Here is a 14,664-nt window from a genome sequence, read left to right on the forward strand (position 1 = left end):
ACAATTAATTGACAGGGCATTGTGGCCCAACAAGGACCAAGTTGCAATCCGATCTAGGTCGGGCGACCTTCACAAGCCACCGTCCGAACCGCGCTCGAGCGACGAGGCGGCGTCCGAATGGTCACTTATTTCCGCTGAGACACGTAAGCTTCATCTACTTCCGCCTCGGTAATCACTCGTCCAATTCAACGCCGCTCTTCGCGAACACCACCCGATGACCGCTCCCGGTCACCACAATCGCCGTGAGTGCCTGGTGCCCCTTCAGACGGTGAGGCACGAACGCCGAAGCGCCATTCCTCATGAGCGTGACGAATCCGTCGAGCGCGACCCCCGCCACTCCAGCCGATGATGCCGTCAGGTCCGTGATAGATCCCATAACACCAGAATCCACCGAGTGCCAGTTCGCTCCGTCATCGGTACTTGCGAACATATGCCCTCTCAACCCACCAACATAGATCGCCCCATCGTCCGCCTGTACTCCCGTCCACAGCGTTCCGCTATAGCCCGTGTGGGTCGCCCCCCAAGTTACCCCATCGTCGGTTGACTTTAAAACGACCCCTTGCTCGCCTACCGCGTACACGGTCCCTCTTGTTCCAGGGAATACGCCATACAGATTCAGTCCATCCTTACCAGCACCAGATGCCTTATCAAGCGTACGGGTTGCCCACGTGTGCCCACCATCATCGGTAGTGAGAATCAACGACCACAGCCCGACCGCCCATCCATGATGCGCATCCCGGAACGCTACCGAGAACAGCGGTTGATCAACTGTTGTGGCTGAGCGTTGGAGAGTCCACGACTCTCCGCCGTCGCTTGTTTGAAGAACTACTCCCCAATGGCCGACCGCCCAACCGTGTTGCGCATCAATGAAAGCAACCGATGTCAGCGTCGAGTTTGCGGGTACCTTCTTGGCTTGTCGAAAATGTTGCCCGTCATCGTCTGACAAGATGATCAATCCGTGTTCGCCAACCGCGACGATGCGACGACCGGCAAGTGCTGCGCCAAGCAACATCGCGCCCGTAGGGTCCGACTGCTTTTCGGCGTCAGACAAAGTTACGGTACCCACCGGTGCTGAAACGCCAGATGCTGCTTGCGCAAACGCATCGATGTTCGCGGTAAGCGCTCCTGCAAACAGAGCGACGCCGAACAATGCGGTAAAAGCCCTTTTCGATCCCATCTTCATCTTCCTAGTGACTGAACAGGCTAGACGTTTTCACAGCCTTCTTGCGGGGGAAAGCTTTCTCGAGTACTACTGCGAGTGCTGGCAACGCTGTCATCGCCATGACGAGATTAACCACGAACATGAATGCCAAGAGTTTCCCCATATCAGCCTGGAATTTCAACGCCGAAAAACTCCAAGTCGCAACGCCAACCGCAAGCGTGATCGCAGTAAAGATTGTTGCAACACCAACTTCCAGTATCGATTGCTCGACCGCCTTGACGATAGGAATATTATTCGCGAGATGAACTTGCAACCGATTGTAGATATAGAAGGCGTAGTCCACGCCGATACCCACCGCAAGCACCATCACCGGAAGCGTCGCGACCGTCAACCCGATTTCCAACTCCTTCATGAACCAATACCCAATGAATGTGGCAACGGTCAAAGGGAGACAACACGCAATTACCGCACGCATATCACGATATGCGATGAACACGAGCACAACGATTGCAGCATAGACATAAAGCATCATGCTAAGTTCGCTATGAGCGACTTCGTCATTCGTCGCCGCAAGCACGCCCGCATTACCGGCCGCAAGGCGGATCGCTAGCCCCGGCGGCGGGGTCTGAGTCGATCGGTAGGCCTTCACCGCATCGATCACGCGCGTAATCGTCGTAGCCTTGTGATCTGCGAGATACAAGTGAACGGCGGTCATCTTGCAATCTTTTGTCATGTAGCCGCGGACACGATTAATCTCCGCGCTTAACGCTGCGTAGTTCGTCGAATCAATCGGAATCACCGACATCTTGGGATTCCCCTCGTTGTAGCCCTCGCTGTAGTTCTTTAACATTTGAGGATACGAACTCACAGAAACCACGCCGGGCACGTGGCCCATAGTTGAGACAAACTTGTCCTCAAATAAGCCGACACGCGGATCCGTACAACCGGTCGAATCCTTGGATTCGAAGACGATAGTCATCCAATCCAACCCAGCGTCGTACCCATTGGCGATGGCAACCGCATCACGATTAAAGCGTGAATCGGCACGCAGCTCCGGTGCGCCAGGCTGCAGCGTGCCCACGACACGATCCCGGCTTTGCCATGCGGCCACGCCGAATACGAGTACCGTCGCCGCCAGGGTCAAAACTGCATTCTTTGGTTCGGCAATTTTCGCCAGCATGCGCAACCAATGTGCTCTCCGCTCGCGAGTTGCCAATGCAGCGTCGGCGTACCCTTTCGTGAAATGAAGGCACGACGCGACGACCGGCAGCATCACAAGATTGGTAACAATCTTGTATCCAACGCCGAGCGACGCAGTGATTGCCAGTTCGCGAACCATCGGAATTGGAATCAACAAGAGAGTGACAAACGATACAAACGCAGTGATCAGTGCGAGTGTGCCAGGAATCAGCAGGCTACTGAAACTGTGCCGCGCCGCGTCAAACGAAGTTCTTCCGTAAGAGAGTTCCCGGACAATAGAATTGATCTGCTGAACACCGTGCGATACCCCAATCGCAAAGACTAGAAAAGGTACGAGAACCCCTAAAGGGTCCAATCCAAATCCGAGCAATCGCAGTGTGCCGAACTGCCAGACGAGCGACGTTAGCGAGCACGCAATCGGCAGAATCGTAAAGCGAACAGACCGGCTATACCAGTAGACTGCCGCTGCAGTTAGCACGAGCGCCAGGCCACAGAATGCAAGCACGCCCGATGCGCCATCCGCAATGTCACCAATCTGCTTCGCAAAACCGATCATCTGGATTTGGAAGTTCGAATCCTCGAATCTTTTTCGAATTTTTCCTTCGAGGAGACGATTGAAACTTACATAATCCAGAGATTTCCCTTGCGCATCTCGCTCATTCAACTCGGCAGTGACCATCGCACTGGTTTGATCTTTGGAAACCAGTACCCCGATGTAGCCGCCTGCTGAGGTAGACTGTTTGATCGCTTGAATTTTGTCCGCGGTCAGGGCATCGGGCGTAATCGTTCCCTCGATCAACGGATCGGCTCTGAAGCCGTCCTCGGTGATCTCGTTTACGAATGAATTTGGCGTCCACAATGACTGAACGCTCCCTCGATCTACAAAAGGAAGATAGCTCACCTCTTGCGTTACTTGAAAGAGACGTCGAAGTCCCTCTTGCGACCAAATGGAGCCATTCCTTGCTTTGACCACTACCGTGATCCGATTTGCACCAGGCAACGCATCACGATACTGCTGGAAGGTTTTGACGTACTCGTGACCGATCGGGATTTGCTTCTCAAACCCTGCATCCATTCGCAATTGGACTGCGAAAGCAGCCATAAGCGCCGTGAAGATTCCAATTACGGTTAGAGTTAACACACGATGGCTGAATAGCCACGCCTCTATCTTGCTTACCATCCGGTTTAGCACGTCGCACCTCGTTGATATACATATTTAAGGGAAGCACTCTAATCACCACGAGGCTCCCTTTTTGCACTTTCTAGATTAGAAATTTCGTGTCACGAACACCCCGACGAAATTCCGGTCCGCGAATGGCTGGCCGACCGTCTCGTGCCCACCCCAGAACATCGTGTAGTTGATGCCCGCCTGCCATTTCGTCGGGTTCTGGTTGAATAGCAGGTAAAAATTCGCCGACTTTGCACCCTGCGAATAGTTTGCGCTAAGCGTCGGCGTATAGCCGTAGAGACCCTGCGTGTATGTAATGCCCGGCGTGACTTGCCAGCCGGGAATCACCGTCCCGTCATAAGTCCAGTTGAAATCGATCGTCATGCCGACCGAACTCGCAGTGCCCTTTGATTCGGCAATCGGGTAACCGAGGCCCGAATTGTTGTCGAGCCACGGGAAATAGCCGGCGGCCGGCGCCTGCTTCACCGGGACCCCGTTGACGCTTCGTACGAAAGTGCCGTTTGACGGTAAGCCCGGATAGTAGATCCATGTCAGCTCAGCGGTCAGGACCGCCATGTCGGCCTTGATCAGCTTCAGGAACGGGTAGTCGCTTTGCGTCAGGTTAAGCTGACCGTTGATGTCGTACTGGAACTTTTTGCGATCGATCCACTGGTCGCACTCGAAACCGGACACACCGTTCGTTATCAGGTCGAGCGGTCCGTTCGCACCATAGCAACTCGACAACGACACTGCGTCGCGCGGTCGATAGGACAGCTCAGTGCCGATAGCCCAGTCTCCGAGTGCAAAGTTGGCGCTCACGCCAAACAGTTGACGATTCTGAAGATAACGAAACTGACTGCTGCCGTCGGCCAGCGTCGCGAGTACTGGCGACTTGTCGGTGTAGTTTTCGTAATAGAAGCCGAAGTTCACATCGAGTGACTTTGGCTTGTAGTTAAGCTTCACGCCAAACTGGGGATGCGTCGATTGTGGCAACACGACCGAGACAGGCACGCCGATCGAGTTGAACGGTGGGCCGGCATACACCCCGTTCACTAGTCCATTGCTGACGTTGTTGACGGCAGTTAGATTGCCCTGGTTGGGTCCAGCGATCGTGCCAGCGTCGACGCCTCCCACGTTGGGATTCACGCTGCTGATAGTGGTCGGCAGCGCGCCGCGGCCAAAGTTGTTCGTCAATGACCAGAAGCTACCGACGGGCGGATAGCGGTTGCCATTCCACTGGAACTGATAATAAGCCTCGACATTAAACCCGTGTCCGAGTCCGGACGCGAAGCTCACCATCGGTGCAGGCAGCAGCGCCTGCTTTAGCTGCGTTCCCGGGATCAGCAACTTCTGGATGTCGACCGAGTTAGTCGCATTGATGCCTCCCGTTGCGAAATAGCTCTCACCCCAATTGATCACCTGGTTGCCAAGCCGTACATGCGCCGCCTCGCCATTCAGCGTGAAGTCCTTCTGCGCCCACAGGTCCAAGAGTTGTGCGTTGTAAACAATTTGGGCTGCTGCGGTACTGGTCAGAGGGGTTCGCGCAGTGTTCCCCGCGAGAAAATCATACATGCCGGTACCACGGATCATGAACTTCAGTCCCTGGCTCGGCATCGCGAGCAGCAATTCGCTTGTCGCGCTGACATACGTGGAGAACGGTTGACCCTTGCGGTAGTTCAGGTCACCCATATCCGCGAAACCCCATTGATTGACGTTCGCAGCAGCGCCACAGCCATAGGAATTCGGGTCACCCGTTAGCGAGCAGCTCGGGCTTTTCGTACGAATTGCCGCTCCGGCCGTCAGGTTTGTCACCCACGATCCCGTGATAGTCCCGTCCGAAATGGAAAAGTCATAGGCATATGCATGAGCAGATGCCAATAGCATTCCAAACTGAACAGCCCGCTTCGATACATACGCTGACATTCTCCCCCCTGCCGTGTGCACTATTCGATGATTACGGGGTGGATTTCACCCCGCGATGTCTTATCGTTCACTTACATTCTTGAGACTTTCAGCCGTGTAGAAGTCGTCCTTGAATCGAGGATCATCGCTCGATTCGAACCAATGGACGTCCGTCCCCGTTCCAATAGTTTCCTGGTCGGTGACATAGCGGCCATTCGCCAGGTCATATTGAGTAAAAGGCTCGACATCACACGCGCCATGAAGCTCGTAGACCGGAATCGGGTATGCTTCTTTGACCTTCCACATCTTGCCTTGCGCATCGTAGTCTTCGCCAGCAAGCGCCAAGCCACTGTCTTCGTCGATGTAGAACACTTTCTTCGATGCGACATGACGCACGCCTGATTTGACCGTCGCCTCAACTACGTAGACACGATGCAGTTCGTATCGACGCGCATCGGCGTTGACCTCGGTAGGCTTGAAGACGTCGTCGAACTTTCTTTTGAAGTTGAACATGCCAAAGCCGTTGTACGGCACGTAGATCTCTTTCTTGCCGATGAGCTTCCAGTTGAAGCGATCGAGAACCCCGTTAAAAACCCAGGGCTCGTCGACAAGATACTCGTTCTCATAGCCGATCTGCGGCGCGTCATAGGCATACGACGGCATTCGGCGGACTCGGCGCTGACCGGCAAAGTAGTAATAGGAGTCGCTGGCTTTGTCGAAGTAGTCGCGCTGGACCAAACCTTGGCCCGCCAACGCGGCCGGTGTCTCATAGCCAAAGTAGATGCCGAACAACATACCTGCTTGTTCCGGCGACATGCTGCCTTTCTTTCCCCACGGCATGAAGAGGGTCTGCTTTGACTGCGCGAAAATCCATTCGCTCGAACCCGGCCTCGGCGACACCGCCGTATTTACCTTCTGGAATTCAATTGCCACTCCTCGATAGCGAGCAAGGTGATTCCACATTGCTTCGGCACCGTTCTTCGGTGCCGGGAACGGCATCCCAGGAAGGCTAGCACTCTGGAGCGACTCACCAGCGGAATCAAGCTTCGCACCAGACGCATTCTTTTCCATGTTCGCCGCGACGAAATCCGGGATGCCGCACTCGCGATGCGTCGGGTACACATCCATGCGGTACCCCTTCTTCGTTTTGATCAGTTGGATCTGCCCGGGCGTGAGGTTGCTCGAGTATTTGTCAACATTGCTCGCGTCAATCGAGAACAGGGGCTTCTCTTCCTTGTGCTTCCAATAGTCACCTCTCACTTTCCCGAAGGACCAGCCTGGCATCGGCGATTGCGCGCCGACATACGCTGGAATTTTCCCGTCAGGGCTCGCGCCCTTGTCTGCTCCGACAGCTTGCGCATAAGCATGGAACGACGCCATGCCAAAAATGCCAGTGAGCGCGAATGCTGCATTGATGGCTGCCGCCTTTGCCTTCCTGTTCATCGTCAACGTCCTGATTTCTGGTGGATGGGTCCATATCAGCCGCCTCCCGCCACTCCCCTCGGGAGTTGATGCATCTGGAGCCGCACGCCGATCCCGCGCGGGGTGATATCGTGAATTCATTGTATAGGTCGCTTGACCTTATCTCAATGGTTCAAAAGTCCGTGAAAACACCTAGCGCCTCGCTGCGGCTCGCTAACACCGATCCCGGCTCGAGGATTCTTCACAGAACCCCATATGGGCCGGGGATTCCACGGTACACACACGCACCGCGGCTCCTCAACGCTTCCCCCGCGGCCTCAATCGAAAGCGCTTGCGCACGCGTATCTGGTCAGATATAAATGCACATAAGGTCACTCGACCTATTTAATTCCGGAGATGATGGGTATGAACATTGATGATGGCGGCGTAAAGTCGCGCCGGCACTTCCTTAAGGGCGCGGGGGTCGCGATGGCGGCAACAGCCATTGCGCCGCTCACCGCCAGCGCCACGGAGAAGAAACATTCGACCTCGCCGACTGGGGCACGTGAGTTTGACGTCATCGTCATTGGCGGCGGGTTTGCAGGCCTAACAGCTGCGCGCGATTGCTCGCAGAAGGGTATGAAAACCCTACTTTTGGAAGCTCGGACCCGTATAGGGGGACGGACATTCACCAGCCAATATCGGGATCACCACGTTGAGCTGGGGGGCACGTGGGTACACTGGGCACAGCCACACGTGTGGGCTGAAATCACTCGGTACGGGCTCACGCTTGCGGAGACCCCAGGCGCATCGCCTACGGATTTCGCTTGGCGATCCGAGGGTGCTATTAAGCGAGCCGATGGGCAGAAGGCGTTTGCGATGCTGACGGACGCAATGGTGAAGTACTGCGACGTCGATGGTCAGCTTGGAAGGTCCGTATATCCGCGAGCGCCGGAACCGTTACTTCGTGCGGATATCGTGGCGAAATACGATCGGATGTCCTTGAACGATCGCCTCGGTCAGATGAAGTTTACCCCCGAGATCCGCGATCTGCTCGCACCGCAGTACACCATTAATGCTCATCGCGATCCCAGCACCAGTTCATTCGCCGAGCAACTTCATTGGTGGGCACGTGGTGATTTCGACATTGGCCTCCTTTTTGACCGCTGCGGTCATTACAAGATCGAGCAGGGAACTGCCGGTTTGGCCAACGCGATCCGCCAGGATGGTGACTTTCAGATGCTGACCGGTACACCGGTCAAATCTGTGATGCAGGGCCGCGGCAAGGCTTTGGTCGGGACAGACCAGGGCACGTTTTCGGCCGGAGCGGTGATTTGCGCGGCCCCCATCAATACGCTCAAGGATATTCGTTTCGAGCCAGGGCTGAATGCGGCAAAGATGGCAGCGTCCAAGCTTGGCGTAACGGGTAAGGGAAGGAAGTGTTACATCCACGTAAAACAGAAGCTCGGGGTCTGGATGGGTTGTGCCCCCTATCCCTATCCCATCACTCTTGCGTTCACCGAACAAGAACGCGACGACGGCACACTCATTGCGTGCTTCGACTCGTCCGGCACGCTCGACGTCAATGATGAACAAGCGGTTCAAAGTGCACTTCGCGGCCTGATTCCGGGTGCCGAGGTCGTATCGGTCATTTCCTATCCGTGGACGGACGATCCCTTCTCGCAAGGCACCTGGGCCTTCTATCACCCCGGCCAGCTTACGGGAAGCCTAACTGCGCTGCGTGCAAATGAAGGGAACTTCTTCTTTGCAAGTTCGGATAGCGCAATGCTTTGGCGCGGCTTCATTGACGGCGCAATCGAGAGCGGCATTCACACCGCGACGCAAGTGTTTAACAAACTAAATACAAAGGCTCACGTATGAAAAAGCAAGTCCCTCTACAGCGTCTTGCTGCGGTCGTTGCAGCGGCCGCCATTTTCTCAGCGATTTCCCCGGTTTATGCGGCTGGTGAAGCCAGTCAACCGATGACCAACGGGAAGCATGAGTTCGAGAACAAGTGCGCAATGTGCCACGCGGTGGAACCGAGCAAAGGAACAATTGTCGGACCCAATCTTTTCGGCGTATACGGCCGAAAGGTCGGGAAGTTTCCCGGGTTCTCCTATAGTTCCACTCTTCGGAGTTCGAGTGCCACCTGGGATGCCGCAACACTGGACGCGTTCCTAAAATCACCCCAGACCGCGATGCCAGGTACTGCTATGCCTTTCTCGGGAATCAAGGGCGACCCGGATCGAGCAGCCCTGATCGATTACTTGAAGTCATTGCATTAACTCCTTCTGTCCTGGAGAGCATATGAAATCGTCCGGAGCATGTTTTTTGCGCATCCTCGCGCTGTCCATTCCTCTTACGTTGCTTGCCGCCCAAGCGTGTGCCGCAGGCGATTCGATTGATCTTCAATTGCGACCACGTCTCGATGCCATACAAGACGCCTGGTCCCATCAAAGTGCCACGGGCGTCGCAGATGTGTATTCAAGCGATGCTCTTGCGACAGGCGAAGGTGTAGCCGACGTCGCCGCCGGCCGCGCAGGCATTGCGAAGCTTGTCAAAGAGTTGATGAATGGCACGAAAGACGTACATATCGACATTTATCGCGCAAAGCAACTTAGCACGAACGCGGCGATGAGTTGGGTGACGTGGACGGTTACGCCTTCCGATCAGACGAAACCGGTTTTTAAAACAAGAAGTCTGTTTATTTGGCAGAAGGTAGATGGGCGATGGCACATTTCCTCCGATATGTGGGCAATGGGAGGCCTACCGGAGAAGTGAGCGATGCCCGGAGCAAGTGATTAGCTGGACACCAGACGCCTATCGCCCTACTCGCATTTTTAGGTGTCTGGATTGCGACTCTGCGTGGCTTTTGCCGAGATCTGCATGGTGTACTCAATCCACACCAGCCTGGAATTTGCTGGCTGGAAAGACCGCGACCCGTCGCTCAAACGCTGCGTACGATCTAAGCGGCGATTGGTGAAGGCGCTCCACAGCAGGCTCAGCAAGCTTGCTCCGACGTCGGCGACTCCCGCGTCGTTCGCACTGAATAAATGTCACTGATGTCAGATTGAATTTTAATCAATTTGAACAACCAGGGCCGACGCCTTATCCTGCCGAACGACGCCAACTTCCTTCTGGAACCAATGAAATTACCCACGTTGGCGCATCGACAGGCGTGTCGATCGTTGCCTCGCTCGTAGTGGCGGGCATCAAAATTGAGACTTACTGCAGTGAAAGTCTCCGCGGGGCATTCGTAGTCGATTTGATCGTGGAGTCTGTCCATCCCGAACATTGACTTAGGCGCAGCAAGAAGCAAGCGCCAAAGTGATCGCCTGCTGCATTTCTCGCTCTGGATTGCGGAAACTGGAACTGGATTCCTCGCCACGAGCAGCGACGATCGTGGCGCATTAGCCCGGTGCCTCGTCGCATTGCCGCGATTTGCTCACAGGGCTCAGCCCAAACACAAGAGGAATGATCATGCCTACAGTTCAGATACACCTTCCTGCTGGTCAGGAAGAGGCGACAAAAGCCAGTTTGATCCAAGGACTGACGAAGGCCACCGTCGATGCGCTATCCGCGCCGATCGAGGCCGTCCGAATCATGATTGAGGAGTATTCGGCAGCCAACCAAGCCCTAGGTGGCGTGCACGCATCGGCGGTACCACCTGTCATGTTCGCTATCCTTATCGCCGGCCGCACCGACGCCCAGAAAGCGGCTCTGGTTGCGCGTCTGACCGAGGCTTGCACTACCTCGCTGGGCGTGCCGGCGGCTGACGTCACGATCTTCGTGAAAGACATCCCCAATACCGATTTCGGCTTGGGAGGCAAGACGGCCAAGTCACTCGGTCGGTGACCGCGATACCGTTTCTCATCGCACCACGAACTGGACACCGGTCTTATCATGCAATGCTTCTCATAACGGGCACATCGGACATTACTGGTGAAAAATCGAGGTCTTCGCCGGACGAAACGATATACTGCGCCGCGCTTGAATATTGAGTTGCGGCTTTCCCATAGTCACGATCGACCATTTGAGAATTTGGTTGGTCTCAATTTTTCGAAGGGACACCAATGTCAATTCCCGACAAAGATTATGACACTTTGATTCGCCGTATAGAGACATTGGAGGCCGAGTCAGAAATTCGAAAAATACAGGCCCGCTACATGCTCCTTTGCGACACCCCTCTACCGGAATACGGTGTTAAAAACGACGCCGAACGTATCGATCTGATCATGCAACTCTATACGGATGATGCTATCTGGGAGGGGGTCGGCGAGTATTATGATAATCAATTTGGCCGAGCTGTCGGTTCCGCAGCTATTCGAGAGCATTTTGAGGAATTCTGGTTCAAGAAAAAAGATCCTGAATTAATTTTGAATTGCCACTATTTGACGTCGGAACAGATTCACGTTAACACAGACGGAAAAACCGCGGATGGTCAATGGGTACATATGCAGCCATGGCTTTTTTCAAATGGAAAGGCGCTGCTTCGTTCCTCCAGACTGAACAACACATTCCGCAGGGAATCGGATGGTCACTGGAAAATCACCCGTACTCGCACAGAAAATTTGTTCGTCGCGCCGCTGTCGCCAACATGGGCATCCGACTATCCGTCAACATCCGTTCTTATGAAGCCTTAACGCGACTCGCTCCGAATCAGTCGCCGGCTCGCGCTTCCGCCATTCCCGGCCTGCATGTATCGAGGACTCCTGCAGGTGGGGATCGGCTCAACACCATCGTCTCTCCGGTTTCACGGATGAAGTCCAATCGGGAGTTCGCTCATCAATACGACTGCGTTCGATCATTCCCGCCCAGCGATGCGGGCAAGATCTGACCGGTCAGCCGCCCGCTCGCCGCGCGACGCGGCGACTGCGTCCATTTGTTACGCGAGCTGGCGGCAGAGCGAAACGGCAGTCGAGGCCACCGCCTTCGACCGGACTTGCCACGATCCGGCCACCGTGCCGCATCACGATGCTCTTGCACAGCGACAACCCGATCCCGTTTCCGCCCGCCTTCGACGACGAAAAGCCATCGAACAGGCGTTCGTGTGCACCGTCGGCAACCCCTGGGCCGTTATCGATTGCCCGCAGCTCTGCCTCGCCGTCAACTGTCAGTGCGGTGCCCAGAATCAGCGTGCGCGGCGTGCGCTCGACCCCGGAGAACGCCTCGATCGCATTGAATGCAAGGTTCAGAATCACCTGGCCAATCAGCACGCGCTCGCAGCGAATCGGCAACGGAGAGGCGGATTGCGCAATCGAAATCGCAACCCCCGCTTCCTTGGCGCGCAATTCGATGAAATACGCGACGTCTGCGAGAATGTCGCGCAGGTCCACCACCGCCTCGACCTGCTCGCGCTTGACGATGTATTCGCGCACGCTCTTGATGATCAACGCCGCATGCTCCGCCTGACGATCCGCGCTGCGCAGTCCCCAGATGGCGTCGTCGACGGCACCGCCCACCTTCAGGCGCTGAATCGCACCCTCGATGAAATTGCGCACCGCCGCGAGCGGCTGGCTCAATTCATGCGCAATCACGGTCGCCATCTCGCCCATTGCATTGTAGCGGCCGGCGTATTCAAGCATTCGCGCCTCTGCGCGCCGCGCGTCCTCGATCGCGACTTCGTCGCTGATATCGCGGAAGTGGATCAGAAGGCCGTCGAGATCGCCTTCGATTTCGACTTGCCGGCACGTGATTCGCAACCAGCACACCGTGCCATCGCGCCGTACGATCCGATAGCGTTGTGGCCCCGAAGGCCGCACGCTCGGTGCGTCGTGCAGTTGCGTGATCAGCCTGTCGCGATCCGCCTCGGTGCAGTAGTCCAGTACGTCGCCGAGTGCTTCGCCGGGCGCGAGTCCGAGCACGCGGCGGCCCGATTCGCTGATGAACTGCACGCCGCCGCCCGGTGTCACTACCGCCACGCCTTCGTCAAGGTCCTGCATGAATTCGCGGAGTCGCGCCTCGTAGCGCCGCAACTTCTGGCGAGTGGCCTCTTCTGCACTGATGTCGCGAAACTGCACCATCACCACATCACGCCCGCGCAGCGGCACGTACGTCGCGACCGCCTCAGACAGCATATCGACACCCGTGCGCGACCTGTAGCACCACTCGAACACCTGCGGTCCTTCAGTGATAGCGCGGTCCATCGTGCCCACACCAATCTCCCGCCGGTATTTGAGTTCGGGACGCGTCATGTCCGGCGCCTTCAACGGCAGCAACTCCTCAACAGAAAAGCCGAGCGCCATGCACGCGGCACGGTTCGCCCACACGATGGACTTGGTTTGCGCATCGTGCAGCAGCACGCACGTCGTCAGCGCGTCGAACAGGCAATGGAAATCGTCTTCGTCGGGAAAACTCATGATCAGACTCGAAGGATCGCATGCGGAATCTGCATGACTGACTCTACTCGCACCATAGCACCGAGGAACTGCGGCCGCACCTGAAGATTTCTTTAGTAAGCCGCGGAACTTCACCAGTTGCGCCACCCAACGCACCAATTGATGCCCGTTATTGGTGTTCCTAAACTGGGTTGGTCATTGTGCTCCATATCCAAAGCGGAGCATCTGTTATCCGATACGCAAACGAAATCTATTTTTGACCAGGAGCCTGCCATGTCCACCGCCACACACGCTTTCGACACTGCCCCGTCGTCGTCGCTCCCCGCAGACCACGCGTCGGGCGGGTCACATTTGCCGCTCGAGGCGGTGATCGATATCGTGGCGGCTCGACGAGAAGAATTCGACCGCCTGTCGCATGTGCCGCGCGACGTGATCGACCTGTTCAAGCAGGCCGGCATCTTTCGTGCGGGCACACCGCAGCGCTTCGGCGGCGATGCGCGCGCGCCAACCGAATTCCTCAACATGATCGAGCAGATCGCCACTGCTGACGGTTCGGCTGCCTGGGTCGCGAGCTTCGGCTCCGCGAACGTCTATCTCGCCGCGCTGCCGCTCGACACGCAGGCCGAGCTCTACGCGACCGGCCCGGACCAGGTGTTCGCGGGCGGCCTGTTCCCGGTGCAGGTGGCACAGACCACCCCTGGTGGCTGGCGTGTCAATGGTACGTGGAAATTTGCGAGCGGCTGCAAGGGCGCAGACTGGCTCGGCGTCGGCATCAGCGTGCCGGGCGCACAGGACGAGGCGCCGGGCAAGCCGCGCATGGCCGTGTTCCGTCCCGAGCAGGTCGAAATCGTCGAGAACTGGAGCGTCGTCGGCATGCAAGGCACGGGCAGCCACGACCTGCGCGTCACCGATCAGTTTGTGCCCGAGGCGTGGACCTTCGTACGTGGTAGCGCGCCGACCGTCGACGAACCCCTGTATCGCTATCCGACCATTGCCTATGCGTCGCAAGTGCTCGCTGTCGTCAATCTCGGCCTCGCACGCGCCGCGCTCGACGTCGTCAACCGAATGTCCGGAGGACGCATCACGACGACCGGCGCGCCGCGCCTCGCCGATCGCGCCTACTTTCGCATCGAGCTCGCGAAAGCCGAAGCGCAATTGCGCTCCGCGCGCGCGTTCTTCTATGAAGCGACTGACGCCGTATGGCGCTCGATCCTCGCCGGCGACCCGGTGACGTCCGAACAGGTCAGCCTGCTGCGCCTTGCCGCGACGCACATCGCGCGCGAAGGCGCGAGTGTCGTCGAGCGGGCCTATCGCCTTGGCGGCACGCCCGCCATCTATCGCGCGCATCCGCTGCAGCGCCTCTTGCGCGACGCGATGGTCGTCACACAACACGCGTTCCTCGCTGAAGGTAACTTCGACGGCGCAGGCGCGGTATTCACCGGTGTCACGCCGATCCCGGGTTATCTGTAACTCGACAACCATTTCATCGATCT

Annotated in this window: 11 protein-coding genes; 6 read left to right on the forward strand and 5 right to left on the reverse strand. The window is 56.7% G+C overall.

Annotated features, from left to right (window positions below; all coding sequences use genetic code 11):
• Positions 1-172: 172 nt before the first annotated feature.
• The 4 genes from G3N94_RS12380 to G3N94_RS12395 all read right to left on the reverse strand — a co-directional run bounded on the left by G3N94_RS12380 (position 173) and on the right by G3N94_RS12395 (position 6,812).
• The gene (locus G3N94_RS12380; RefSeq protein ID WP_241021788.1) at positions 173-1,177 is read right to left on the reverse strand and encodes a YCF48-related protein; all 1,005 of its coding nucleotides are present in this window, start codon (positions 1,175-1,177) and stop codon (positions 173-175) included.
• 10 nt (positions 1,178-1,187) lie between these two features.
• On the reverse strand, positions 1,188-3,554 hold the full coding sequence (locus G3N94_RS12385) for an efflux RND transporter permease subunit (protein WP_205792673.1): 2,367 nt from the start codon (positions 3,552-3,554) through the stop codon (positions 1,188-1,190).
• A 75-nt stretch (positions 3,555-3,629) separates the two neighbouring features.
• Complete coding sequence (locus tag G3N94_RS12390; RefSeq protein WP_205792711.1) at positions 3,630-5,414, reverse strand: DUF1302 family protein; 1,785 nt, start codon at positions 5,412-5,414, stop codon at positions 3,630-3,632.
• Positions 5,415-5,513: 99 nt separating this feature from the next.
• Positions 5,514-6,812: a DUF1329 domain-containing protein gene (locus tag G3N94_RS12395; RefSeq protein ID WP_241021793.1), complete on the reverse strand. Its 1,299-nt coding sequence runs from the start codon at positions 6,810-6,812 to the stop codon at positions 5,514-5,516.
• A gap of 447 nt (positions 6,813-7,259) precedes the next feature.
• On the opposite strand from G3N94_RS12395, the gene G3N94_RS12400 reads away from it, so the two are divergent.
• The 5 genes from G3N94_RS12400 to G3N94_RS12420 all read left to right on the forward strand — a co-directional run bounded on the left by G3N94_RS12400 (position 7,260) and on the right by G3N94_RS12420 (position 11,476).
• On the forward strand, positions 7,260-8,714 hold the full coding sequence (locus G3N94_RS12400) for an NAD(P)/FAD-dependent oxidoreductase (protein ID WP_205792675.1): 1,455 nt from the start codon (positions 7,260-7,262) through the stop codon (positions 8,712-8,714).
• A complete protein-coding gene (locus tag G3N94_RS12405) occupies positions 8,711-9,118 on the forward strand; it encodes a c-type cytochrome (RefSeq protein ID WP_205792676.1) in 408 nt (135 codons plus the stop codon). The genes G3N94_RS12400 and G3N94_RS12405 overlap by 4 nt, the downstream gene beginning before the upstream one ends.
• A 22-nt stretch (positions 9,119-9,140) precedes the next feature.
• Positions 9,141-9,614: a nuclear transport factor 2 family protein gene (locus tag G3N94_RS12410; protein ID WP_205792677.1), complete on the forward strand. Its 474-nt coding sequence runs from the start codon at positions 9,141-9,143 to the stop codon at positions 9,612-9,614.
• Positions 9,615-10,313: 699 nt separating this feature from the next.
• Positions 10,314-10,688, forward strand: a complete 375-nt coding sequence (locus tag G3N94_RS12415; protein ID WP_205792678.1) for a tautomerase family protein — start codon at positions 10,314-10,316, stop codon at positions 10,686-10,688.
• A gap of 218 nt (positions 10,689-10,906) precedes the next feature.
• The gene (locus G3N94_RS12420; RefSeq protein WP_205792679.1) at positions 10,907-11,476 is read left to right on the forward strand and encodes a nuclear transport factor 2 family protein; all 570 of its coding nucleotides are present in this window, start codon (positions 10,907-10,909) and stop codon (positions 11,474-11,476) included.
• A 198-nt stretch (positions 11,477-11,674) separates the two neighbouring features.
• Here G3N94_RS12420 and G3N94_RS12425 read toward each other — a convergent pair whose 3' ends face one another.
• A complete protein-coding gene (locus tag G3N94_RS12425; protein WP_205792712.1) occupies positions 11,675-13,192 on the reverse strand; it encodes an ATP-binding protein in 1,518 nt (505 codons plus the stop codon).
• A gap of 252 nt (positions 13,193-13,444) precedes the next feature.
• On the opposite strand from G3N94_RS12425, the gene G3N94_RS12430 reads away from it, so the two are divergent.
• A complete protein-coding gene (locus tag G3N94_RS12430; protein ID WP_205792680.1) occupies positions 13,445-14,641 on the forward strand; it encodes an acyl-CoA dehydrogenase family protein in 1,197 nt (398 codons plus the stop codon).
• Positions 14,642-14,664 lie beyond the last annotated feature (23 nt).

This window comes from Burkholderia sp. Ac-20353, assembly GCF_017104785.1.
GTDB lineage: Bacteria > Pseudomonadota > Gammaproteobacteria > Burkholderiales > Burkholderiaceae > Burkholderia.